22 protein-coding genes and 1 tRNA gene are annotated in these 25082 nt (G+C 46.2%); 15 read left to right on the top strand and 8 right to left on the bottom strand.

What is annotated here, in order from left to right:
* Positions 1–213 precede the first annotated feature (213 nt).
* On the bottom strand, positions 214–873 hold the full coding sequence (locus CBP12_RS02330; RefSeq protein WP_086962580.1) for a Bax inhibitor-1/YccA family protein: 660 nt from the start codon (positions 871–873) through the stop codon (positions 214–216).
* 245 nt (positions 874–1118) lie between these two features.
* On the opposite strand from CBP12_RS02330, the gene CBP12_RS02335 reads away from it, so the two are divergent.
* From CBP12_RS02335 to CBP12_RS02345, 3 genes are all read left to right on the top strand, one after another.
* Positions 1119–1209: transfer RNA gene (locus CBP12_RS02335), tRNA-Ser, on the top strand.
* A gap of 73 nt (positions 1210–1282) precedes the next feature.
* Positions 1283–1954 carry a TIGR01621 family pseudouridine synthase gene (locus CBP12_RS02340; RefSeq protein ID WP_086962582.1) on the top strand — a complete coding sequence of 224 codons (672 nt, stop codon included), beginning with the start codon at positions 1283–1285 and terminating at the stop codon, positions 1952–1954.
* A 126-nt stretch (positions 1955–2080) separates the two neighbouring features.
* Entirely contained in the window at positions 2081–2785 is a 705-nt protein-coding gene (locus CBP12_RS02345; protein ID WP_086962583.1) for an SDR family NAD(P)-dependent oxidoreductase, read from the top strand.
* Positions 2786–2853: 68 nt separating this feature from the next.
* Here the strand turns inward: CBP12_RS02345 and ribA are convergent, their stop codons facing one another.
* Entirely contained in the window at positions 2854–3459 is a 606-nt protein-coding gene (gene ribA / locus CBP12_RS02350; protein WP_086962585.1) for a GTP cyclohydrolase II, read from the bottom strand.
* A gap of 232 nt (positions 3460–3691) precedes the next feature.
* Here ribA and cmk point away from each other — a divergent pair, with 232 nt between their 5' ends.
* From cmk to CBP12_RS02385, 7 genes are all read left to right on the top strand, one after another.
* Positions 3692–4387, top strand: coding sequence for a (d)CMP kinase (gene cmk, locus CBP12_RS02355; protein ID WP_086962587.1), 696 nt, complete (start codon positions 3692–3694; stop codon positions 4385–4387).
* A gap of 158 nt (positions 4388–4545) precedes the next feature.
* On the top strand, positions 4546–6216 hold the full coding sequence (gene rpsA, locus CBP12_RS02360) for a 30S ribosomal protein S1 (protein ID WP_086962589.1): 1671 nt from the start codon (positions 4546–4548) through the stop codon (positions 6214–6216).
* Between the two features lie 68 nt (positions 6217–6284).
* Complete coding sequence (gene ihfB / locus CBP12_RS02365; RefSeq protein ID WP_086962591.1) at positions 6285–6566, top strand: integration host factor subunit beta; 282 nt, start codon at positions 6285–6287, stop codon at positions 6564–6566.
* Between the two features lie 155 nt (positions 6567–6721).
* On the top strand, positions 6722–7009 hold the full coding sequence (locus CBP12_RS02370; protein WP_086962593.1) for a LapA family protein: 288 nt from the start codon (positions 6722–6724) through the stop codon (positions 7007–7009).
* An 8-nt stretch (positions 7010–7017) separates the two neighbouring features.
* Positions 7018–8187 (top strand): lipopolysaccharide assembly protein LapB, encoded by a 1170-nt coding sequence (gene lapB, locus CBP12_RS02375; RefSeq protein WP_086962595.1) that lies wholly within the window; start codon positions 7018–7020, stop codon positions 8185–8187.
* A gap of 89 nt (positions 8188–8276) precedes the next feature.
* A complete protein-coding gene (pyrF, locus tag CBP12_RS02380) occupies positions 8277–8984 on the top strand; it encodes an orotidine-5'-phosphate decarboxylase (RefSeq protein ID WP_086962596.1) in 708 nt (235 codons plus the stop codon).
* Positions 8985–9065: 81 nt separating this feature from the next.
* A complete protein-coding gene (locus CBP12_RS02385) occupies positions 9066–9284 on the top strand; it encodes a DUF3820 family protein (RefSeq protein WP_086965306.1) in 219 nt (72 codons plus the stop codon).
* Positions 9285–9398: 114 nt separating this feature from the next.
* On the opposite strand, the gene CBP12_RS02390 is transcribed toward CBP12_RS02385, so the two are convergent.
* A complete protein-coding gene (locus tag CBP12_RS02390; protein WP_086962598.1) occupies positions 9399–9809 on the bottom strand; it encodes an H-NS family histone-like protein in 411 nt (136 codons plus the stop codon).
* A 693-nt stretch (positions 9810–10502) separates the two neighbouring features.
* Here CBP12_RS02390 and CBP12_RS02395 point away from each other — a divergent pair.
* Positions 10503–12059: a Na+/H+ antiporter NhaC family protein gene (locus tag CBP12_RS02395; RefSeq protein ID WP_086962600.1), complete on the top strand. Its 1557-nt coding sequence runs from the start codon at positions 10503–10505 to the stop codon at positions 12057–12059.
* A 135-nt stretch (positions 12060–12194) separates the two neighbouring features.
* Here the strand turns inward: CBP12_RS02395 and CBP12_RS02400 are convergent, their stop codons facing one another.
* The 5 genes from CBP12_RS02400 to CBP12_RS02420 all read right to left on the bottom strand — a co-directional run bounded on the left by CBP12_RS02400 (position 12195) and on the right by CBP12_RS02420 (position 17954).
* On the bottom strand, positions 12195–13418 hold the full coding sequence (locus tag CBP12_RS02400) for an EAL and HDOD domain-containing protein (protein WP_232455122.1): 1224 nt from the start codon (positions 13416–13418) through the stop codon (positions 12195–12197).
* Between the two features lie 131 nt (positions 13419–13549).
* Positions 13550–14785: an outer membrane protein transport protein gene (locus CBP12_RS02405; RefSeq protein ID WP_086962604.1), complete on the bottom strand. Its 1236-nt coding sequence runs from the start codon at positions 14783–14785 to the stop codon at positions 13550–13552.
* Between the two features lie 207 nt (positions 14786–14992).
* Positions 14993–16465 (bottom strand): sodium/proline symporter PutP, encoded by a 1473-nt coding sequence (gene putP / locus CBP12_RS02410; RefSeq protein WP_086962606.1) that lies wholly within the window; start codon positions 16463–16465, stop codon positions 14993–14995.
* 255 nt (positions 16466–16720) lie between these two features.
* Positions 16721–17446: a DUF3379 family protein gene (locus CBP12_RS02415; RefSeq protein WP_086962608.1), complete on the bottom strand. Its 726-nt coding sequence runs from the start codon at positions 17444–17446 to the stop codon at positions 16721–16723.
* Positions 17439–17954, bottom strand: coding sequence for a sigma-70 family RNA polymerase sigma factor (locus tag CBP12_RS02420; RefSeq protein WP_232455180.1), 516 nt, complete (start codon positions 17952–17954; stop codon positions 17439–17441). The genes CBP12_RS02415 and CBP12_RS02420 overlap by 8 nt, the downstream gene beginning before the upstream one ends.
* Positions 17955–18295: 341 nt before the next feature.
* Here CBP12_RS02420 and fadI point away from each other — a divergent pair, with 341 nt between their 5' ends.
* The 4 genes from fadI (at position 18296) to adk (ending at position 24996) form a co-directional block, all read left to right on the top strand.
* Positions 18296–19609 carry an acetyl-CoA C-acyltransferase FadI gene (gene fadI / locus CBP12_RS02425; protein WP_086962612.1) on the top strand — a complete coding sequence of 438 codons (1314 nt, stop codon included), beginning with the start codon at positions 18296–18298 and terminating at the stop codon, positions 19607–19609.
* Positions 19606–21789, top strand: coding sequence for a fatty acid oxidation complex subunit alpha FadJ (gene fadJ / locus CBP12_RS02430; RefSeq protein ID WP_086962614.1), 2184 nt, complete (start codon positions 19606–19608; stop codon positions 21787–21789). The genes fadI and fadJ overlap by 4 nt, the downstream gene beginning before the upstream one ends.
* Positions 21790–22156: 367 nt before the next feature.
* Positions 22157–24073 carry a molecular chaperone HtpG gene (htpG, locus tag CBP12_RS02435; RefSeq protein ID WP_086962616.1) on the top strand — a complete coding sequence of 639 codons (1917 nt, stop codon included), beginning with the start codon at positions 22157–22159 and terminating at the stop codon, positions 24071–24073.
* Between the two features lie 278 nt (positions 24074–24351).
* On the top strand, positions 24352–24996 hold the full coding sequence (gene adk / locus CBP12_RS02440; RefSeq protein ID WP_086962618.1) for an adenylate kinase: 645 nt from the start codon (positions 24352–24354) through the stop codon (positions 24994–24996).
* Positions 24997–25082: the final 86 nt, after the last annotated feature.

Genomic DNA, 25082 nt, shown 5'->3' on the forward strand with positions numbered 1-25082 from the left:
GTCGCCGTAAATCATATTCAGACATAGTAAGTCATTAAATTAAGTGAATAAATTGGGTCTCTCTTTTTAGCATACCCTTGATAACACACAATAAACAGTGTTTAAAAACGAGAGCTAACATAAGAGACCTGGTTGTTTTTTTAAGTGAAGAAAGGGTGGGTTTTTGCCATAAAAAAAGCCCCTTGCGGGGCTTGTTTGCTTTAATGGCGAGTCTTAATCGCGGCTAAGGCCTAATAAGCTCAACAGGCTTAAGAAAATATTAAAGATAGAAACATACAAGGTCATGGTAGCCGAGATGTAATTACGCTCACCACCATGGATAATAGCACTGGTTTGCATCAAGATGGCGCCGGAGGAGAATAAGATAAATAAGGCGCTTAATGCCAAGCTTAATGCGGGCAGATGGAAAAATAAGTTAGCGATAAAGCCCACGATAATCACTACAAAGCCGGCCATCATCATGCCACCTAAGAAAGACATGTCTTTCTTAGTGGTCAGCACATACGCTGAAAGCGATAAAAACGTCAGTGCGGTGCCACCTAATGCTAACATCACGGTTTCAGTGCCGTTGCTCGTATTGAGGTAGTAGTTAATGATGGGGCCTAAGGTGTAACCAGTAAAAGCGGTGAAAGCAAAAATGCACAGTAAGCCTAGACCGCTGTCACGGTTACGCTCTGTTAAGAACATTAACCCGTAAAAGCCGACCAAAGTGATCAGTAAGCCTGGACGAGGTAAGCCCAACATGGCACTCAACCCAGCAGAAAATGCCGCCACTATCAGTGTCATACCCAATAACATATAGGTATTACGCAACACTTTGTTAGTGGCCAGCTCACTCGATTGTGTGCGAGGGATGGAATTTTGGTAGCGCATAACAAGCTCCTTTAGCTTTACTCCCTTATCGGTGATGTGACAGTCACAGTGTTACCAATAAGAATAAATAAATTTATACCACTATTTGGACATAAGACGCCGGTATTGTCGAGCCTTCTGTTTATTGTCGGCGGATCTCGGTTGGCGGACTTTAGCGCAATCTGCGCGTAAAGTGCTCGCTTGCTAAAATTAAGTCATTTATCAGTTTACAAGCAGGTCTGGTATTAGGTAGTATGCACGGCGTCGGAGGGGTGGCAGAGTGGTTGAATGCACCGGTCTTGAAAACCGGCATGGGTTTATAGCCCATCCAGGGTTCAAATCCCTGCTCCTCCGCCAAATTATAAAAAGCCCGCAGCGTTAAGTTGCGGGCTTTTTTCATGCTTGTTGCTCGCTTATTAGAGATTAATCGATGGATATATTGCTCAACACGCCTGATTTTTTGGTGATTAATAAACCCGCTGGTATTGGTATGCACCAAGAAGCAGAGCAACCAGGCTTAGTGCGGTTACTCAGCGAGCAACTGGGGAGCACCCTGTATCCCGTGCACCGCCTCGATAAAGTCACCACAGGTGTGCTCGTTTTGGCGCGCCACCTTAGCGCTAATCGCGAGTTGAGTAAGCAGTTTGCACAGCGCCAAGTCAGTAAAGCTTATTTAGCGTTGTCTGCGGCTAAACCTAATAAAAAGCAGGGCTTGATAAAAGGCGATATGGAAAAAAGCCGCGGTGGTAGCTGGAAGCTGGCACGCACTATGACCAATCCGGCCATTACCCGCTTTTATAGTTGCCATTTGGCGGAGCAATTACGAGGGTTCTTATTACAGCCACAGACTGGAAAAACTCATCAACTACGAGTAGCGCTAAAAAGCCAAGCCAGTCCTATCGTAGGGGATGTGCGCTATGGTAGTGAAAGTAGTGATCGCGTCTATTTACATGCTTGGCAATTAAAGTTTACTTACCAAGAACAGCCCATTTGTGTGCGCGCGCCCTTAATTGCTGGCCAGTTATTTATGCAACATGGTGAAGCCTTAACGCTGTGGGCTGACAGTGTACTTAACCCTTCCTCACCGACGGCCGCTGCCTAACAACCAAACAATCACCACACAAAAAATAAGAAATAATTGTTATATCCTAGCAAGAAAGCCTATCTCTAAAAGGTCTGATAGATAAATGCCATCTGGCAATTAAACGCAAGATAAAGGGAGACAGGCATGCAATATTGGATTATGGGCGCAGGCGGAATTGGGCGGGCATTGACCGAACACTTAGCTCGCCAAGGCGATAATGTGGTGTTATTTAGTCGCACTCTACCTGAGTTATCAAGCGCGGCGTGGCCACAAGTTAGCTGGCAGCAAGTAAATAATACCGACGGCGATGCGCTGTTTAAAGCCTGTCAACATTTGGCGCTGCCCGACACCGTTATTAATACCATAGGTATGTTACAGCAAGCGGCGCAACAACCCGAAAAGCGCCTTGAGCAGCTAAGCCTTGCTGCCTTTAATAACAGTTTACATATTAATACTTGGCCGACGTTATTGATGGCACAAATACTGAGTCAGCGGTTAACGCGCGATCATAAGCTACAGTTTGCTGCATTGTCGGCCAGAGTGGGCAGTATTAGTGATAATAGGGCAGGGGGCTGGTATAGCTATCGCATCAGTAAGGCGGCGCTAAATATGGCCATTAAGACTATCGCACTCGAATGGCAACGCCGCTTTCCTCAAGCCATTATGGTGGGGCTGCATCCAGGGACGGTGGCCACTTCTTTATCTGCGCCTTTTAGAGCCGGGTTAGCTAAGGGGCAGTTACATACCCCTGAGCAAGCAGCAAGTCACCTAATTGCGGTGATGAACTCGCTGACTACTGCGCACTCAGGGAAAATTTGGGCGTGGGATGGACAAGAAATTCCCGCATAAGTCGTCATTAAGAGCTGACTTTCTCAATTATTAGCCAAGCTCTTAATGGCGTAGGTAGCGCAGAGTAATTATTTTTGCGGGGTGTCTTTAAACATATGACCTAACTTGCCGGCTTTGGTGTCTAAATAATGTTCGTTAAAGGGGTTACGGCCTTCTTGCAGTGCAATGCGCTCTACCACTTCAATACCTAAGGTTTCCATGGCCGTGACTTTACGGGGATTATTGGTCATTAATTTTAACTGCTTTACGCCCATGTCGATTAGCATATCGGCACAAATAGTGTAATCACGCATATCCGCATCAAAACCCAGCTCAACATTGGCCTCTACCGTATCTTTGCCTTGGTCTTGTAAGTTATAAGCGCTAATTTTATTGAGTAAGCCGATACCGCGGCCTTCTTGGCGTACATAAAGTAAAACGCCGCGACCTTCTTTAGCGATGCGCTCCATGGCCGCTTGTAATTGAAAACCACAATCGCAACGCAAGCTAAATAAAGCATCCCCAGTGAGGCATTCAGAATGAATACGTGCCAGCACCGCAGGGGAGTCCTCGATATTGCCCATCACGAGAGCGGCATGATCTTTACCTGTCCCTTTCTCTTCAAAACCGATCAGGGTAAAGGTGCCCCAGGGGGTCGGCAGTTTTGAGTTTGCCATCCGGGTAACACTGCTCATGACGTTCCTCTTTAGTAATTAGGTGAGTAGAGATATCAAAAAAATGGCGTTCATTGTAAAGCGGAAGTGCCAGCAGGTATAGACGCAATATGAACTCGCGCCCTCAAGAGGGGATAAATTGTCTGTTTTTAAACGGGCAATGACTGCTTTTTAATAGCTGACTTAGGTATACTGCGCCGGTGCAGCACCTGACTTACCTGGTGCTCAAGCTGATGATTTACTGGAGAAAGCCATGACTGAACAAGCTCCCGTCATTACCGTAGACGGCCCAGGAGGGGCGGGCAAAGGCACGCTTTGCCAGTTGCTTGCCCAAAAATTGCAGTGGCAATTACTCGACTCCGGCGCCATTTATCGAGTCTTGGCCTTAGCCGCCCTGCATCATAATGTTGCCCTCGATGACGAAGCCGGTTTAGTGCCATTAGCGGCTTATTTAGACGTTCAGTTTCCTGTGCTTGCCGGCCAAGTGGCGACTGTGCTCGAGGGCGAGGATGTGTCCCAGGTTATCCGTACTGAAGATATAGGCAATGCTGCGAGTAAAGTCGCCGCGTTTCCTCGAGTACGTGAAGCCTTGTTGCGCCGCCAGCGAGCATTTCGAGTGGCACCGGGGTTAATCGCCGATGGCCGTGACATGGGGACGGTCGTTTTTCCTGATGCACAGGTTAAAATTTTCCTTGATGCCAGCGCTCAAGAAAGAGCCCAGCGGCGCTTGATACAGTTGCAAGATAAAGGCTTTGATGTTAGTTTTGACCGTCTTTTAAGCGAAATTCAAGCACGAGACGACCGTGATCGCAATCGGGCCACCGCGCCTTTGAAAGCGGCTGATGATGCGTTAGTAATTGATTCTACACATTTATCTATTTCAGAAGTTGTAGATAAAGTGTTGGATTATACTCATCAAAAGCTCACTGGTTTGCAAGTGAACGATTAAGTCCTAAGGGCTGTTTCGCAAAAAGTTTACTTATTTATACCCAACGTCAAGATGTCTTGACTCTGCCCTCGTCATGGAAGACGCGGGTCTATGTTAATCACCCCACAGGTGCGGGATTGCCCAGTGGATGTTCAACTTAAAAAGTGTATTCATTAAATATGACTGAATCTTTTGCTCAACTCTTTGAAGAGTCTCTGAAAGAACTTGAAACCCGTCCGGGTTCCATTGTTAAAGGTACTGTAGTTGCTATTGAGAACGGTATCGTTCTGGTAGATGCAGGCCTAAAGTCTGAATCCGCTATTCCTGCTGACCAGTTCAAAAATGCGCAGGGCGAGCTGGAAGTTAGCGTTGGCGACGTAGTAGATGTTGCACTGGACGCGGTAGAAGACGGTTTCGGTGAGACTCTGCTTTCTCGTGAAAAGGCGAAACGTCACGAATCTTGGATCCAGCTGGAAAAAGCCTACGAAGATCAAGAAACCGTTATCGGTGTGATCAACGGCAAGGTTAAAGGTGGTTTCACTGTAGAAGTGAACACTATCCGTGCTTTCTTACCAGGTTCATTGGTTGACGTACGCCCAGTACGCGACACCTTGCATTTGGAAGGTAAAGAGCTTGAGTTTAAAGTCATCAAGTTGGACCAAAAGCGCAACAACGTGGTTGTTTCTCGTCGTGCTGTTATCGAAACTGAAAACAGCGCTGAGCGCGAGCAATTGCTTGAGAACCTGCAAGAAGGTCAAGAAGTTAAAGGTATCGTTAAGAACCTGACCGATTACGGTGCTTTCGTTGACTTGGGTGGCGTAGATGGCTTGCTGCACATTACCGATATGGCTTGGAAGCGCGTTAAGCACCCAAGTGAGATCGTGAATGTAGGTGACGAAATTAACGTTAAGGTACTGAAGTTTGACCGTGAGCGCACTCGTGTGTCTTTAGGTCTTAAGCAGTTAGGTGCCGATCCATGGGTAGAAATCGCTAGCCGTTACCCAGAAAGCACTCGCCTGTCTGGCCGTGTGACTAACTTGACTGATTACGGTTGCTTCGTAGAAATCGAAGAAGGCGTTGAAGGTTTAGTACACGTGTCTGAAATGGACTGGACCAACAAGAATATCCACCCATCTAAAGTGGTTTCTGTTGGCGATACCGTTGATGTAATGGTGTTGGATATCGACGAAGAGCGTCGTCGTATTTCTCTGGGTCTGAAGCAGTGCAAGTCTAACCCTTGGCAGCTGTTTGCGGAAACGCACAACAAGGGTGACCGTGTGTCTGGTAAGATCAAGTCAATCACTGATTTTGGTATCTTTATTGGCCTAGACGGCGGCATCGACGGTCTGGTTCACTTGTCAGATATCTCTTGGAGCGCCGGTGAAGAAGCGGTTCGCGAATTCAAGAAAGGCGACGAAATTGACGCCGTGGTTCTGCAAGTTGACCCAGAGCGCGAGCGCATCAGCTTGGGTGTTAAACAGATCGACGAAGATCCGTTCAATGCTTACTTAGCGGACGTTAAGAAAGGTGCTATCGTTAAGGGTACTATCACTGCTGTTGACGCTAAGGGCGCAGTAGTAGAGATGGGCGAGGGCGTAGAAGGTTATGTCCGTGTAGCTGATATCTCTCGTGATCGTATCGAAGACGCATCTACCGTATTAAAAGTAGGTGAAGAAATCGAAGCACGCTTCATGGGTGTGGATCGCAAGAACCGTACTTTAAGCTTGTCTATCCGTGCGAAAGACGAAGCTGAAGATAAAGTGGTTCTGGATAACCTGAACCAGCAACAACCAGAAGATGTTGGTTTAAGTGCTATGGCTGAAGCCTTCAAGGCAGCCAAAGGCGAATAAGCCTATCCGAGTGTAAAAGGGGGCCTTCGCGGCCCCCTTTTTGTTAGGTAATGATCAGGAGTACAGTAATGACTAAATCCGATCTTATTGAAAGACTGGCTGAACAATACAGTCATCTAGGCACTAAAGAAGTAGAGAACGCCATTAAAGAAATCCTTGAACAAATGTCGGTCAGCCTAGAAAGTGGTGATCGCATTGAAATTCGCGGGTTTGGTAGTTTTTCTTTACATTACCGGGCGCCTCGTCAAGGTCGCAACCCTAAAACGGGTGAGAAAGTGGAATTAAGCGGTAAGCATGTTCCCCATTTTAAACCGGGGAAAGAGCTACGCGAGCGTGTTAATCCCAGCTAATTGTTTTATGTAATAACGCATGTTTAACAAGATTTTCGACCTTGTCCGCTAATAGGCAATTTAAGAGTGCTTTATTTTCTAGTAACTTGACTAGCGGCAATGTGGTTTTTCCGAGATAATGCACATACTCAACATCAGGGAATTGAGAGGGTTAAGTGAAAATAATTATTGGCCTTATTATATTAGCCATACTGTTTGCCGTGGGTATTACACTGGGCACACAAAATGATCAATTAGTTCATGTTAACTATTTGTTAGCACAGGGCGAATATCGTCTGTCTTCATTATTAGCTATTATCTTCGTAGCAGGCTTTGTGGTCGGCTGGTTGGTATTTAGTTTTGTACTGTTGCGTTTGAAAATGAGCAACCGAGGGTTAAATAAGAAAGTTGAGCGCCAACAAAGAGAGTTAACTGAGCTTAGAGCCTTACCGCTTAAGGATTAATAAGCTTTATGCTAGAACTGTTATTTCTGCTGCTACCAGTCGCGGCGGCTTATGGCTGGTACATGGGACGCAGAGGAGTTCGGCAGGACGCTCAAACAAAATCTACTCATTTTTCCCGACAATATGTTACCGGGTTAAATTTTTTGCTGTCTGACGAGCCGGATAAAGCCGTTGATCTATTTATCCAGCTACTGCAAGTGGACAGTGAAACCATAGAAACTCATTTAGCATTGGGTAATTTATTTCGCTCTCGGGGTGAAGTTGATCGCGCTATTCGTATTCATCAAAATTTAGTTGCCCGCCCTAACTTATTATGGGAGCAGCGCCACTTAGCGATGTTGGAGCTGGCGCGCGACTTTCTTGCGGCAGGACTGTTAGACAGAGCCGAGCACATCTTATTAGAGCTTAAAAGTGATCCCGATTACCAAGAAGAAGCGCTAAGCTTATTGCTGGTTATTTATCAGCAGCTAAGAGATTGGGAGCAAGCGATTACTATCGCCGAGCGTTTGAAAAAACGCCAAGGCTTAAAAGCGTTGACACTTATTGGCCATTTTTACTGTGAATTAGCAGAAATAGCGTCGCGTAATCAAGATCCTAAGCGAGCCATTGGCTTATTAAAAAAAGCCCTCAAAGCAGACTCAGGATGTGTAAGGGCGAATTTGCGCTTGGGCGATCTCTACCTTAAACAACAACAATGGTCATCAGCACTTAATCACTTATCACAAGTCATTGTCCAAGACTCCGATTTTATCAGTGAAGTATTAACCCCCTTACAGCAATGCTACCAAGCGTTAAATAATGAAGCCCAATTTATAGAGCAACTTAAACTTTGGGTCAGCCAAGATACGGGCGCCAGTGCGGCTCTTATGCTGGCTGATTATATTGTCAAACAACAAGGTTATTTAGCGGCTGAAAAAATGATGCTGACTCAATTACAGCACCAGCCCACGATGAAAGGTTTTCACCGATTAATGGCGTATCAATCCCATAATGCGGAGCAAGGTCGAGCCCGAGAAAGCTTAGATATGTTGAGTAATTTAGTGGCTGAGCAGATGCGCTTAAAACCTAGCCATAAATGTAGCCAGTGTGGTTTTGCCACTCGCTCTTTATTTTGGCAATGCCCCTCTTGTAAACAATGGGGCTGCATTAGACCCTTGCGTGGCTTAGATGGTGAGTAAACAAATTTAAAGTGAAGTGTGAGGCGTAAATTCACTGTACTCCCCTCACTCTTTACAACTTGTGATATAAATTTTGAAGGTAACTAGTTATGCAAACTCTCAGCAAACCTGATCCAAAAATTCTGATTGCACTCGACTTTGCCGATCAAGCTCACGCCTTGGCACTGGTCGAACAATTAGACCCTCGCCAATGCCGCCTTAAAGTGGGCAAAGAAATGTTTACCTTGTTTGGTCCTGAGTTTGTGCGCAGTTTAGTAAAAGCTGGCTTTGATGTGTTTTTAGATCTTAAGTTTCACGATATCCCCAATACGGTAGCGAACGCAGTCGTCGCTGCAGCAGAGCTTGGGGTATGGATGGTGAATGTGCATGCCAGTGGGGGGCTGCGCATGATGAAAGCGGCTCATGAGGCATTATTGCCCTATGGTGAACAAGCGCCTTTGCTAATTGCGGTAACCGTGTTAACCAGTATGACAGATGAAGACTTAGCACAAGTGGGCGTCTCAAGCTCCCCTGCAGAGCAGGTGTTATCACTTGCGCGCTTAACTCGTGATGCTGGCTTAGACGGCGTGGTATGCTCGGCTCAAGAAGCCAGTTTATTAAAAGCAGAGTTGGGCGCCAATTTTAAGCTTATTACCCCAGGTATTCGCCCAGCAGGCAGTGACGCCGGTGATCAGCGCCGCATTATGACGCCACAGCAAGCCTTGGCCGCAGGCAGTGATTATTTAGTCATAGGCAGACCCATTACCTTAGCGCCAAACCCAGCACAGGTGTTAGCTGACATTAATAACAGTTTGTAGCTGTCGCTATTTTTAAAGGCAGTGAATATTTTTAATAAGGCGCACAGTTAAGTGCGCTTTTTTTTTTTACGAGATACATTTATGAGCTTAGATACCTCTAATTTATTAAGAATCATCAATAAGCCGATGCCTTTTGGTAAATATAGTGGCCGCGCGCTCTTAGCGTTACCGCTTAATTATTTATGTTGGTTAGAGCGCCAAGGCTGGCCAAAAGGTGACTTAGGGGCGGAGTTAGCTCTTATCTATGAGTTAAAACACAATGGTGTCGCTGAGCCCTTGTATGCCTTACTGAGACGCTAATTTTAATAAGGTTTGCAGGCAAGGTGTTGGCTCAACAAGAAGCGACTTACTATGGAAAATGACCTATAAAAAAGGGCCGTTAAGCCCTTTTTTTAAAATTCACTACTTGCCTTATTACTCTTTAATAAGGAAGTCTTCTAAGGTTTTGCTGCCGCTATCAATGGCATTTTTAATAGGCGAGGGCTTGCGGCCTTGACCAGTCCACGTTTTATAGTCGCCATTGTCATCATGGTATTCATACTTAGCAGGGCGCTTTTTACGAGGAGCACTTACCTTTTTAGCCGGCTCAGCTAATTGCAGTAAGTCATTTAAATCAATGCCGTCTGCCGCCATCTGATCCATATATTCTTTTAATTTACGCTCGCGCTCTTTTGCGTCCGCTTCTTCTGCTTCTTTTGTTTCACGTTGTTCTTCAATCACGCTCGTAAGTTTTGCTAGCGCTTCTTCCATTTGCTCTAGGGTAAGTTCACGAGTAGCGGCGCGCAAGCTACGAATGTTTAATAAGGTTTTCAGAAAGTCTGTCATTGCAGTCACCTAAAGAGTTATTTATTTTTTATGGTTTAAATTTACAACTTCATATTAATTGAAGCAAGGTAATTACTAAAATACTTTTATATTTAATGATATTAGTCGATTTTCTATAAAAGATTATGAATATAGCTTTGCATTTTGCGAATGCTAATTGCTAATTAAAAATACTATTTGTCTTAGATATGAGAAAGCTTGGCTTGTTAAGCTAAGAATGGCATAAATAAATATCTAGACTCGTATGAATTAATAGTAAAGACGTTTCACTTCTTCTAGTCAAGCCACGGCCATCAAGTAACCTTAATTAACTTGTTGGTATTGCCAGTTTAATCAATGACAGCTTGGATAAGCGCAAAGTAATTAAAAAAAGAGCCGCGCCAATGGGTGTCGTATCTTGAGATGTAATTGATAAATATAATAAAATTTAAAAATTAAACGCAAATTTAACAAAAAACAATCTCTCTATTTATTAGATAAATTTAACTACCCATAGTCTGCACTGCAGACGCAGCGGGCAGATTAAACAAGGAACTTAGTTGCTGCAGTTGTTATTACCTAGGATAATGCTTAGCCATTAGCGCTTAGTTAAGGCAGCTAAGCCAGCCGCTGATTAAGGTCATTCAGTGGTTTTGGGTCGTGATGTGAGTTGTTGCGATAATCAGATAGTAAACGCTCAGTTTAGGTGTGGTTGTGGAAACGAATTTTATTCAAAGTTATTGGTCACTTTTTCCACCGTTACTAGCCATAGTGCTAGCCGTGGTTACCCGTAAAGTATTGCTCTCTTTAGGGCTAGGCATTATTTTAGCCGCGCTTTTATTAGGTCAGTTCTCGTTGCTTGAGAGCAGCAATTTGCTGATAAGCCATATAGTAGGGCTATTTTGGTCTGATGGTGCGCTCAATGATTGGAATTTAAACATACTCATATTTTTATTACTGCTAGGTTGTATGATCAGTATGTTAAGTCGCACGGGCGCTACCTTAGCCTTTGCGCAATGGGCACAGACTCGTATCAAGAATAGACGCCAAGCTAAAGTAATGACTGGAATGCTGGTATTTATCTTTTTTATTGATGATTACTTTCATAGCTTATCCGTAGGTACTATTTGTCGCCCCGTTACCGATCGCTTTAATATCTCTCGAGCCAAGCTTGCTTATCTTTTAGACTCTACCGCCGCCCCCGTTTGCGTATTAATGCCCATTTCTTCTTGGGGTGCCTATATTATCGCGCTGGTGGGAGGCATTTTGGTTAGCCATGGCATAATCGGTAATAGTGCCTTGGGTGCGTTTATTATCATGGGCAGCATGAATTATTATGCGATTTTTACCCTCGTTATGGTGTTACTCGTGATTCGGGGGGGCTGGGATTTAGGGGCAATGGCGCGTCACGAACAAGCGGCCTTGGCGGGGGAGCTATACGACAAAGCTAAAGGCCTGCCTCCGGGAGTGGCAGAAAATAGCGAGCAAGTAGGCCAAGTCAAGGACTTATTATTAGCCATTGCCTGCTTAACGTTAGTGACCGTCGCTGGGCTGTTAATCACCGGCAGCTTGGCACTCAATGCCAGTAATCAGCCATTTAGCTGGCTAGGAGCGCTAGAAAATACCAATGTGGGTTTATCTTTAGTCTTTGGCGGTGTGGCGGGATTTTTAGTTTGCGCCTTTGCTATGTGGCGCCAAGCGGTGAGTGCGACCAGTTGGCAGCAAACCTTGCAGTTGGGCATAAAGGGCATGCTGCCAGCTATTTATATTTTATTACTGGCGTGGACCATTGCCGGATTAATAGGACAGCTACAGACAGGTCAGTACTTAGCGTCACTTATTCAGCAAAGTATGCCAGTCTTTTTATTACCGGCGGTGTTATTTTTATTAGCAGGATTAATGGCGTTTGCCACGGGCACCAGCTGGGGTACCTTTGGCATTATGTTGCCAATTGCTGCAGATATGACGATGGCCATTGATGCTCAGTTATTATTAGCTGCCATGTCGGCTGTGATGGCCGGCGCTGTATTTGGCGATCATTGCTCGCCTATCTCAGATACTACTATTTTGTCTTCAACAGGTGCTGCGTGTCATCATATGGATCATGTCTTAACCCAGCTTCCTTATGCATTATCTATCGCCTTGGTTAGCTTGGTCGGCTATTTGGCTTTAGGCTATAGCGGCTCGTCATCGGTGGGTTTTTTAGCGGCCTTAGGCGCATTAGCAGTGGTGCTCTTGGCTTGGTCTAGTAAGAGAGTAGCTAAGGCCTAAACGACGACTAGGCTTAGCTAACTAACCAGTTAAGCCTTACTAAACGCTGTTTTAAGAATCGATTACATGCGCAGTGATGGGCATGCATTACGTGGACTCACCTTGGCGTCGCTGGGGTGAATAAATGCGGGGAGGTTAGCTTATTTTTTGTTTGGTCAGTGCTGTACACCATTTCACTGCTTCTTCATAAAAGAAGCCACTTTGTTGTTCAGTTAAATTTACAAACTCTAAACGCTGCTGCAAGACTGGCCAGTTTGCTTGTTCATGATCTTGCATCACGCCCATTAAAAAGCCTAATTGTCCTTTTTGCTCTAATAGTGCTTGTTTTACCGGCTCAGTTACTGAAAGGTGCGGTAAAATATCGGCAATTGGTCTTTCTAATAACACATCTAAAAAAGAGAATAACCCACAAATAAAGGCGTCTTCTTGAAGGCTGGGACAAACTTGCTCTGCGAGTAATTCACACCATTTAGCGCGGATCATCGACAAGCGATATAATTCTACGTTTTTATCTTTGCTAATGTAGGCAGTCATCATTAGCGCAGTAAAACGTTGCAACTCTTTGTGCCCTAAAAAAACTAAGGCGTTACGTAAATTATCAATATGGTGCAGTCGATAGCCTGAATGTAAGCTATTGACATAGCGCAATAAGTAATAAGATAGCGAGACATCGCGGCTAAATAAGGCCGTTAACTTGGTGTAGTCTATTTCTTGTTCATTAATCGCCGACAGTAACTCAAAGGCGGTCATTTCATTGGTCGTTAGAATGCGGCGGCTGATGACTTGCGGTTGTTGAAAATAGTAACCTTGAAAAAAGCTAAAACCGGCATTTTTTGCGGCAATATACTCATCATGTGTTTCCACTTTTTCCGCAATAAAGCGCAGTTGAGTATAAAAGCGGCAGCGAATAATTAAACGCTCACACTCGGCGATGGAAGTTTGACGTAAGTCCATTTTTACAAAATCGACCCAAGGTAAAAATTTTTCCCATTCTTTACTGGGAATATGATCATCGAGGGCGACTTTTAAGCCGAGTTTTTTTAACTGTTTAATGCATTCTAATAATTCATTATCAGGGGTGGCGGTTTCTAATACTTCAATAACTAACCGACGTTGGCGAAAAGAGTCGGCGACACCTTCTCTGAGTAAAGCATCGGTAAAATTAACAAAGCATAAGCCTTCACCCACTAAGTCTTCAATTTTTTGACTTAAAAATTGCTCAGCCAGCAGGCGGCGGGTGGCCACTTCCGAGTCTATATCGGGAAAGCGATTTTCAAGGCTAGTGCGAAATAGCAGTTCATATCCTAGCGGATTACCTAGACTATCTAAAATAGCTTGCCTGGCGACAAAACAATGCATAGGGATCCTAAGAAAATTAAATCAACCGAGTAAATATACAGGAATGCGTTTAGATAAACAAAAGCATAAAAAAGCGCCCAGTGGGCGCTAATATGGCTTATATTTTAACAGCTTGAGTAAATGATGCGCGATTAGAAGGCATAGTTCATTTGTAGGCCAAATAAATAAGCGTCGCCACCGGACTCAAATTCAAAAGGTGCTTCATTTACGGTCACTTTTTTACCGTCCAAGAAAGCAAAGGCGGCATCCATGCTTAAGTTATCATTAATCGCATAGGTGGCACCCAGGGTATACCAAGTACGATCCACATCTGGAATTGAGATAGAGCGCGAGTCTTCTGGTACCGGCGACTTATCGTAGGCAATGCCGCCGCGCAGTGTGAATTTATCGTTTAGCTGGTGGGTAGCACCGGCACTGAGTCGCCAGCTGTTTTCAAAGCCTTCATCCTTTTGAAATAACTCGTTACCTTGCGGACTCACTGCTCTGAGTTCTTTAAAGGTATGCCATTCGGTAAACATAATACCGTAATGCAGTGCCCAGTCTGGCTGCACTTGGTGAAAGCCGGATAACTCCGTTATGGCAGGCAAGCTTAAGTCTAATTTTCCGGGAGAGTTAATCCCGGTTGATTGGCTAGAAAAATCGCCTTCCAGTGTTAAGTCTACTTTAGAGCGATACGTCAGCGCCCAACGATTATCATCGTCGGCTTCTAATAGTAAGCCGACGTTCCAGCCATAGCCCCAATCATCCCCTTTTAAGCTAACAACTTCAGTACTAGGAGCTAGGGGAGCTAATATACCTGCATGACGAGTAACTTCTGCATCGGCATAGACGGCGTTGAAGCCGGCTCCTAAAGAAAGGTGCTCATTCACTTTAAAAGCCACATTAGGATTTAAATTCAAAGTGAGTAAGTCCGTCTTGCCAGCTACCGGCCCTGCATAGTGATTATCTTGATAAGTGGTGGATAAGCCGTAGTTAGTAAAAGCGCCAAAGCCGAGGGCCCATTGTTCATTAACCGGTTGCACGTAGTAGAAAAACGGTGCTACTGCACTGTCGGCAATGTCTTTTGAGCTAGTAGGCAAGCCTGCCGCTTGCCCTACTAAAGCGGTATTGCCTTTTCCTTCTACATCCACATCAGGATTAATATAAATGGCCCCTGCAGAAAGAGCAGGGCCATCAAATAACGTCATAGCGGCGGGGTTTCTGCCCACCACGGAGGCGTTATCGCCAATGGCGCCTTCGCCGGCAAACGCCCGCCCCAGACCGGTGGCATTTTGTTCAGCCAGTTGAAAAGCGGCACTGTGTGCGGGTTCTGTCACTACTAATATGGCCGCAGCCACCAAAGATAATTTAAGTATATTTTTGCTCATGAATGACTCTCTCATCATTATGTTATGCATTGGCCGCTCAGTCTTATCCAGTAAGTCTCTGAGGCCGTTAACTCTAGGTCCTTGAGTTAAGTTTTATTAACCAAGAATATTATTAGCAAAATTGAGCATAAGAATTGGTTAATGAAAAGTAAAACGAATGTTTAAAAAAAGGAGCCTTAAAGCTCCTTTTGTGAACTGGCGCAGCTATTAGAGTTCAGACTCCATGCGGCGAAAGCCCAAAATCACTTCTTGGTGAGGAGGCGTACCTAAGCGGCTAATTACGATGCACGCGATACTGGCAAACACAAAGCTTGGCACGATTTCATACAAATCAAATATAGCGAACGGCCCGCCGCTTAGTTGCTTCCAGCCAATGACGGTTAGCGCACCTATGATGATGCCGCTTAAGGCGCCATTTCTTGTAAGGCGCGGCCAATACACGGCTAAAATAATGACCGGACCAAAGGCACCGCCAAAACCGGCCCAAGCATAACTGACTAAATCAAGCACTGAGGAGCTGGGATTAAGCGCAATAATAATGGCAAAGAGGGCGACCGCGACCACGGCTAATCGACCGACCCATACCAGTTCATTATCTTTGGCATGAGGGCGAAGCCAGCGCTTATAAAAGTCTTCGGTAATAGCAGAGGAGCACACTAATAATTGAGAGTCGATGGTGCTCATAATGGCCGATAAAATGGCTGCAATTAGTAAGCCTGCCACCCAAGGATTAAACACGGTTTGCGCTAAGGCAAGAAACACCGTTTCTGCATTATCTAGTGGCGCATCCACAAAATACACGGCCCCCGCTAAGCCCACAGCCACAGCCCCAATTAGAGATAATATCATCCAGCTCATGGCAATACGGCGCGACAGCGGCACTGACTTGGGTGAGTCAATGGCCATAAAACGCGCCAAAATATGCGGTTGACCAAAATAGCCCAAGCCCCACGCTAAGAGACTTAAGCCACTTAACAGTGAAAAGTCATAAAATAAATCCAGTTTTCTGGCATCAGTGGTGGATAAAGTAGTCAGCGTTTCGCCAATGCCGCCTAGCTCATTCATTACCGCTAATGGCAATACGATAAGCGCTAATAACATTAAAATGCCTTGAAAAAAGTCGGTCCAAGACACAGCTAAAAAGCCACCCATAAAGGTATACGCCATGATCACACCGCCGCCTAATAACAAGGCGCTCACATAAGGTAAGCCAAATACTTGTTCAAATAAGATAGCACCGCCCACTAAACCGGAGGCGGTATAAAATATAAAAAACACTAAAATAGTAATGGCTGAAATGACGCGCAGCACGCCACTGTGATCGGCTAATCGGTTTTCTAGAAAGTCAGGGATGGTTAAGGAGTCGTTAGCAAATTCTGTATACACGCGTAATCGCTTTGCGACCAATAACCAGTTAAGCCAAGCGCCTATGACTAAACCAATACCAATCCAGGCTTGGCTTACGCCATATAAATAAATAGCGCCCGGTAAGCCTAATAATAACCAACCACTCATATCTGACGCGCCCACACTGAGCGCGGCGACGCTCGGGCCTAAGCGCCGGCCGCCTAAAATATAATCACTTAGTGAGCGGGTGGCGCGATAGGCAATGATCCCAATCAGCATGGTTAGTATTAAATAGCCGACAAAGGTAATAAGAATGGGGATGTCTACGGTCATGGAGCCTTCCTTGGTTTAGCACAGCGCTAAGAGGTAAGCGCAAAAATGATTTATTAAAATAACAAGCTAAACAACAGCTTAATTCATAAGGGCGGTTAATTCTCTTAGAAAAAGCCACTTAAGGTAATAGAGTGTGATCCATTTAACTTTTGGGGGCTGAGGGGGGGGCTTTATGGCTATGGGGAGAAAGGTAAGTAAAAGCACAGCCTGCTTAACAGACTGTGCTAGAAGTGAAATATAAGTTAAGTAAGAAGCTTAAATAGCGTGCTTAAGCGAGGCTTGAATTTTGGCGGCCATAAGTTCGATATTTTCATCTTTTTCGCTGATCACCACTAAGTGATTTAAGTCCATGGGGATCACTTCACCGTGATAATGCTCGTCAGAAAAACGCTGTACACCTTCCAGTGTTCGCTTAGGCGGGACCACAAATACATGAACCCGTTGCTGCTCACCTTGAATAACTAAATGCGCGGCCGGGCCATTATCAAATAAGCAATGGTTGGCATAATAAACGTGGCCTACGTCAGTTAAGCTTTGTAGTTGAGTACCATAAGGTTGCAGCTTAGCGTTCACACTCGCTAAGGTGACCTGCTCATCTATGCGCTGGGTCAGTGCTGACTCGGCATACACATGCGCCATTGCCGTTTGTCCCATGGAGCTAAAAGGCGCAGAAGAAGTCTCATTAAAACTAACAAAGCGCGTTGAAAACCCTAACACAAAGGTCAGTGAAGCCGCTATTGCCAAATGGCGCCATGTTAAGCGGGGTGGTGCTGGCGTAACCGAGCCTTTTGGTATGGCTAATAAGCGGTCTAATAGCTGGGCGGGCACGGGCTCTTGCAAGGCATTAGTCAGCTGGAAGTCCAATGCTTGTAGCTCAATTAACAGTGCCTGATTTTTAGGTAAGCGTGCAGCTTTTATAAAATCGGTGCTGTTATCATAAGGATTAGCATAAGCGCGGCGCCTAAACTCTAATTCATCCATGGTTATGGCCTCGGGCTTGAAGATCTTTTTCTAGTGCATCTTTCAATTTGTTACGCGCACGAAAGAGGCGAGTCATTACGGTGTTTTTATTCAAATTCAGTATCTCGGCAATTTCTTCACCACTAAAGCCTCCCAACACTTGCAGCAGTAATGGCTCACGATATTCTTCGGCTAGCTCGCTAATATGGCGGCGTAACCATTCATTTTCCATTCCTTGCTCTAAACTTAACGCGTGTTGATCAGGCACCGCAACCGTGTCTAGGTCTACTAAATCAAATTGTTTACGCTCAAAGCGCCGCGCATTCTCACGACGCAAGATAGTAATCAACCAGGCTTTAGCGGCATTATCGTCCTTAAGGCTGTCTAACGACTTCCAAGCACGCAAAAACGTCTCTTGAACTAAGTCTTCAGCTACTTGGCGATCGCGACACAGCCAATATGCATAGCGAAATAAATCGCCATGCACGGCATACACCAACGCATGATATCGCTGCTGTTTTAACGCCATATCACTAGAGACCGAGTCAGCCTCTGGTTGCTTTCGCCCAAATAAAGAAATCATCATTCACCGTTAACATAGGTTGGCTGGGTCGAGTTTACGCCCAATTATAGTCCCGTGCGAGTATACAAAAGTGAGGAGGGCGCGTGTTGTTAATAACTGCAGCCCACTTAACAACTAAGACAGTGTGCTTATAACTCAGGGCGGCACCGAGTGCTAAATAGTGTTGTCTGAGTATTTTCTTTGTTAGCATGCTTGAGGTCAGACCTGTTAGCTGGCACCTTCATGTTGAGAAAGTTTATGCTTATAACAGGTTAATTTTATTCTTTATGCTCATACAAGGAGCCTGCATGATGGCGACAACCCCTTTAACGACACCCCTTGGTGATCGCATTGCGATTGTGTCGGGATTAAGAACGCCCTTTGCTCGTCAATCCACCGCCTTTCGCGGTATTCCTGCGCTTGAGCTGGGTACCATGGTGGTGAATGAGCTACTGGCTCGCACGCCCATCGAGACAAGCCAAGTGCAGCAGCTAGTCTTTGGCCAAGTGGTGCAAATGCCCAGTGCGCCTAACATTGCCCGCGAAATTGTCTTAGCCAGTAGCTTACCCGTTACTACCGATGCTTACAGTGTCACGCGCGCCTGTGCCACCAGTTTTCAAGCGGTCTCAAATTTAGCTGAATCTATGTTAAGCGGCCAATTAGAAGTGGGTATTGCCGGTGGGGCAGACTCGTCGTCGGTATTGCCGATAGAGGTTTCAGACAGTTTGGCAGAAGCCTTATTAGACTTAAGCAAAGCCAAAAGCTTAAGCGCTAAATTTGCCATCGTCCGCCGTCTTAAATTAGCCGACTTAGCCCCAGTACCGCCAGCGGTAGCCGAATACTCAACTGGGCTAACCATGGGCCAAACTGCCGAGCAAATGGCTAAAAGCCATCATATTAGTCGCCAAGCACAAGATGAATTTGCGCTGCGCTCTCATCAGCTCGCCAGTCAAGCGTGGCAAGAGGGCAGGCTTGATGAGCAAGTGATGACCGCCTATGTGCCGCCTTTTAAAGCGGCGTTTGAGCAAGATAATAATATTCGACCCGACTCTAAACTTGCCGATTACACCAAGCTGAAACCGGCCTTCGATCGCCGCCATGGCACCGTCACTGCGGCCACCAGTACGCCGCTGACCGATGGTGCGGCGGCGATATTAATGATGACCGAAAGCAAAGCTAAAGCCTTAGGCCTAAAACCATTAGGTTATATACGCAGTTATGCTTATGCCGCATTAAGCGTAGAGCAGGATATGCTGCTAGGGCCGTCTTATGCCACGCCGCTAGCCCTTGATAAAGCTGGCTGCACACTGGCAGACATGGACCTAATTGATATGCATGAGGCTTTTGCCGCTCAAACTTTGGCTAACTTACAGATGTTTGAAAGTGTTGAGTTTGCCAAGCGCCATTTACAGCGCAATCAGGCCATTGGCGTCGTGGATATGGCTAAATTTAATGTCTTGGGCGGATCCCTAGCGTATGGTCATCCCTTTGCCGCTACCGGAGCGCGCATGATCACCCAAACCCTAACTGAGCTTAATCGCCGCGGTGGCGGTTTAGCGTTAACTACCGCTTGTGCCGCCGGTGGCTTAGGCGTAGCCATGGTATTGGAGAGCGCACAATGAACCAAATAATCGATTCTCACACCGAATCACCTACCCCCCTTAACACCGCCTCTGCGTTTACTCTGCAAGTACAAGAGGGCATTGGCGTTATCACCATGGATGTACCCGGCGAGCGCATGAACACCCTGCGTGAAAGTTTTGTAGCTGAAATCCAACTTTTATTACAAGACATTGCCGCCAATAACACCATCACAGGCTTAGTATTATGCTCCGGCAAGCCCGACTCTTTTATTGCCGGTGCCGATGTTAATATGTTGGCCGCATGCAGCACGCTCGAGCAAGCTCAAGCGTTATCAAAAGCCGGACAAACCGTCTTTAACGAGCTGGCAGCACTGAATATTCCGTTAATAGCGGCGATTCACGGTGCTTGCTTAGGCGGCGGCCTTGAGCTGGTACTGGCGTGTCATGGGCGGGTGTGCAGTGATCATGAAAAAACCCGCTTAGGACTACCAGAGGTGCAATTAGGTTTGATCCCAGGTTCGGGCGGCACCCAACGCTTACCTCGGTTAGTCGGTTTACCTACCGCGTTGGATATGATGTTAACTGGCAAGCAGCTGCGCCCTAAGCAAGCGCGAAAATGTGGCTTAGTCGATGAGGTAGTGCCTCATAGCATCTTGCTTGATACCGCCATTGCTATGGCGCGCGAGCTAGCTGCCAACATTCAATCAAACACGGCTAAATCAAAAACGAGCGTTAGCCAATGGGCACTGCAAGGCAACCCAGTGGGGCGCAAGTTAGTGTTTGAGCAAGCCACCAGTAAGGTAAAAGCCAAAACTGGCCGCCATTATCCTGCCCCTTATAAACTCTTAGAAGTCGTTAAAGTAGGCCTAGAGCAGGGCATTAGCCAAGGCTTGGCCGCCGAAGCCCAAGCCTTTGGCGAGCTGGTCATGACTGATGAATCAGCCGCACTGCGCCATTTATTTTTTGCCACTACCGAGATGAAAAAAGAAACCCAGTGGCAGGGCGCCGATGCCCAACATTTATCTCATATTGGCGTACTAGGGGGGGGCTTAATGGGTGGCGGCATTGCGTTTGTAACCGCTACCAAAGCCCAGTTGCCCGTTCGCATTAAAGATGTGGCTCATCATGGCATTAATCAGGCCATGAAAAGTGCCCACAGCTTATTGGCTGAAAAAGTGCGAAAAAAGCACCTTACTGCCCCTCAAATGCACCAGCAACTAGGGCGCATTACCGGCACCCTTGATTATCGTGGCTTCGAGCGTGTAGACATGGTGGTAGAGGCGGTGTTTGAAGACCTAGATATTAAGCACCAAATGGTGGCTGAGGTAGAAGCCCATTGTCCCACTCATACTATTTTTGCCACTAATACTTCTTCATTACCGATTGAGCAAATCGCACAAGGTGCCCAGCGCCCAGCACACATACTGGGCCTGCACTATTTTAGTCCAGTAGATAAAATGCCACTGGCAGAAATTATCCCCCATACCGGCACCTGTGCTACTGCCATCGCTACTGCACTCAAGCTCGCCCGAGCTCAAGGAAAAACACCGATTGTAGTTAAAGATAAGGCAGGCTTTTATGTTAATCGCATCTTAGCGCCCTATCTTAATGAAGCGGCTCGCTTATTATTAAGCGGCGAACCCATAGATGCGATTGACCGCGCCCTTAAAAACTATGGTTTTCCGGTAGGCCCAATGACATTACTGGATGAAGTGGGCATCGATGTGGCCGCTAAAATCGCTCCGGTATTAGCTCAAGAGTTAGGGGAGCGCTTTATCGCGCCTGATGCCTTTAATAAGCTGCTAGAAGATAATCGTAAGGGTAAGAAAAATGGCCGCGGATTTTATCGCTATGAAGCAAACAAGCGCCCCAAGAAACATAGAACCGTCGATGAAAGCGTCTATAAGCTGCTGCAGGTTAAGCCACTGAGTCAATTACCTGATCAAGAGCTGGCCGAGCGTTGTGTCTTATTAATGCTTAATGAAGCCGCCTTGGCGCTAGAAGAGGGCATAGTCGCTTCGGCACGCGATGGCGACATAGGGGCTATCTTTGGCATTGGCTTTCCGCCTTTTACCGGTGGCCCTTTCTTTTATATGCACCAAATCGGCATTCAAACCGTGATCGACAAGATGCAAGAATACGTGCACAAGTATGGCGCGCGTTTTACGCCTTGTGAACCCTTGCTGCGTATGGCAGCTGCAGGAAAAAGTTATTATTAACTGCGCAGTGCCCAGTAAGCACGACATTATTAAACTTTGTTCATACCGGGCTCGTCCCGGTATTTTTAGCGCATTAAACGCAACTCAATTCGTTGTTAAAGACTAACGATCTTTTGCCACGCAATACTCGGAACAACACGAAAAAATTAAGTTGGGATAAGTAAGAGCCATCGTCATCTTGGCGAAAGTCAGGATCTAGGTTTTGTTACGTGCCAAGCGTCTAATGGATTTACTAATCCTCAATCCTCAATCCTCAATCCCCAATCCCTTGCAATGCACCGCCATTGAATTTTCATCTTAGCTCTTGAAAAACGGCTCACTACCCCCATCTTTTAGCTATTAGTCAAACAAGCAAAGGAACATCAAGATGTCAGATGCTGTGCAAACCGAAACCCATGGTTTTCAAACTGAAGTAAAACAACTGCTTAACCTAATGGCTCACAGCCTGTATTCCAATAAAGAAGTTTTCTTGCGCGAATTGGTCTCTAACGCTGCCGATGCCGCGGATAAGTTGCGCTTTAAAGCCCTTTCTCAAGGCGACTTGTATGAAAACGACGGTGACTTACGCGTTCGTTTAATTCTTGATCAAGACAAGAAAACGCTGACCATTTCTGATAATGGTATCGGTATGAGCCGCGAGGAGATCATCGATCACCTCGGCACCATCGCAAAATCCGGTACCAAGGCCTTCTTCGGTCAGTTGTCTGGCGATCAAGCGAAAGACTCACAGTTAATCGGTCAGTTTGGTGTGGGTTTTTATTCAGCTTTTATCGTGGCCGACAAAGTAACCGTACTGAGCCGTGCCGCCGGCCAACCGGCAGATCAAGGTGTGCAGTGGGAGTCTGATGGTGATGGTAGCTTTACCGTTACCGATATTAATAAGCCAAGCCGTGGCACCGACGTTATTTTGCACCTGCGGGACAGTGAGCAAGAGTTCTTAGATGACTGGCGCTTGCGCAGCATTATTGGGAAATATTCTGATCACATCAGTGTGGCCGTTGAAATGTGGAAAGACGGTGAGCCTGAGCAAACCGATGAAGAGGGTAAAGTTACAGCCGCTGCTACGGAAGGTGAGTGGGAGCAAGTTAACAAAGCCACCGCGCTGTGGACACGCTCTAAAAACGACATTAGTGATGAAGAATACCAAGAGTTTTATAAGCATATTTCTCATGACTGGCAAGATGCGCTGGACTGGAGCCATAACAAGGTTGAAGGTAATCAAGAATATACCAGCCTATTGTATGTGCCGGCCAAAGCGCCATTTGACTTATATAACCGCGAACAAAGCCATGGCTTGAAGTTGTATGTGCAGCGCGTCTTCATTATGGATGATGCCGAGCAGTTTATGCCAACATACCTACGGTTTGTAAAAGGCGTGCTCGACACTAACGACTTGCCGCTCAACGTGTCTCGTGAAATCTTACAAGACAATAAAGTGACCGCCCAGTTGCGCAAAGCGTGCAGCAAGCGGGTGTTGTCTTTGTTAGAAAAAATGGCCAAAAACGAGCCCGAAAAGTATCAAGGTTTTTGGACCGAATTTGGTAATGTACTTAAAGAAGGCCCCGCTGAGGATTACAGCAACCGCGAACAAATTGCCGGTTTACTGCGCTTTGCTAGCAGCAATAATGACTCAGATGCGCAAACCGTCTCACTGGCTGACTATATAGAGCGCATGCCTGAGGGCCAAGATAAGATTTACTACATTACCGCCGATAGTTTCGCCGCCGCTAACCATAGCCCGCACCTCGAAATTTTCCGCAAGAAAGGCATCGAAGTATTGCTAATGTGGGAGCGGGTTGACGAATGGCTAATGAGCCACCTTAACGAATTCGACGGCAAGCAATTTGTGTCTGTCACTAAAGGTGAGCTGGACTTAGGCGAGCTAGACGACGAAGAAACTAAAAAAGCCCAAGAAGAAGCCAAAGAAGCTTTGGCACCTTTGCTAGAGCGCGTTAAAACTGCGCTAGGCGATGAAGTCAAAGAAGTGCGTTTGACTCATCGCTTAACCAGCACGCCCTCTTGTGTGGTCGCTGGTGAGCACGACATGAGCACGCAGATGATCAAGCTGATGCGCTCCGCCGGCCAAGAAGTGCCAGAGCAAAAGTATATTTTGGAGCTCAACCCTGAGCATACGTTAGTGAAAAAGCTAGAAACCCTTGAAGCCGGTGAGCAATTCAACGAGTGGTCGCAACTGCTCCTTGAACAAGCGCAACTGGCCGAGCAGGGCGGTTTAAAAGACCCCGCTGCCTTCGTAGCGCGCGTTAACCGCTTATTGTTGGACTAAAGCGCTAACATAAAACTCATTAGTAAATAATTAAAACCCGGCCCTGGCCGGGTTTTTGTTTATGCAAAGAAAAGAGAGGCACAAGGGTGACGAATAAAACACATCGTTACATAATAAGCGCACCCTCTTGGCATGTTACGCGTCACTCGCCGCTATTTTAGCTCTTCACCCTAAACAATAAGTCTAAGTTAACCGCGCTGTTACTTGTCCCGTGGTCGGTGTCGTGACACAATCGAGCACTTAATTTTTAAATTAACTAATCAGAAGAGGACGCTGTTATGCGCATCGTTTTGTTGGGTGCTCCCGGCGCGGGCAAAGGAACGCAAGCTCAGTTCATCATGGAAAAGTTCGGGATCCCCCAAATCTCCACCGGTGACATGCTGCGTGCTGCCATTAAAGCGGGAACTCCGCTTGGCTTAAAAGCCAAAGAAGTGATGGATCAAGGCCAATTAGTATCTGATGATCTGATTATTGGATTAGTTAAAGAACGTATCGCGCAAGAAGACTGCGCTAACGGCTTCTTACTCGATGGTTTTCCGCGCACTATTCCCCAGGCTGATGCTATGAAAGAAGCCGGTGTAGCCATAGATAATGTTTTAGAGTTTGCCGTGCCAGACGAAGAAATCGTTAAGCGCATGAGCGGCCGTCGCGTCCACCCAAGCTCGGGTCGGGTATATCACTTGGTGTATAACCCACCTAAAGTCGCAGGCAAAGATGACGTTACCGGCGAAGATTTGGCGATTCGGGTTGATGATGAAGAGGCGACGGTACGTAAGCGCTTAAACATCTATCACGAGCAAACTGAGCCTTTGGTCGCCTACTATCAAGCGGCCGCGAAAGCCGGCGAAACTCAATATAATACGATTGATGGCACCCAATCTGTAGAAGCCATTGGCAAAGAGCTCACCGCTATTTTAGCCTAAGCATGAGCTAAGCCGAGTACGCTCGTACTCGGCTTTTTTATAGGTACATCTAAAGGCCTATTTAATGGCATCAACGTGCGCTTCTT

Origin of the sequence: Oceanisphaera avium (genome assembly GCF_002157875.1) — a bacterium.
GTDB lineage: Bacteria > Pseudomonadota > Gammaproteobacteria > Enterobacterales > Aeromonadaceae > Oceanimonas > Oceanimonas avium.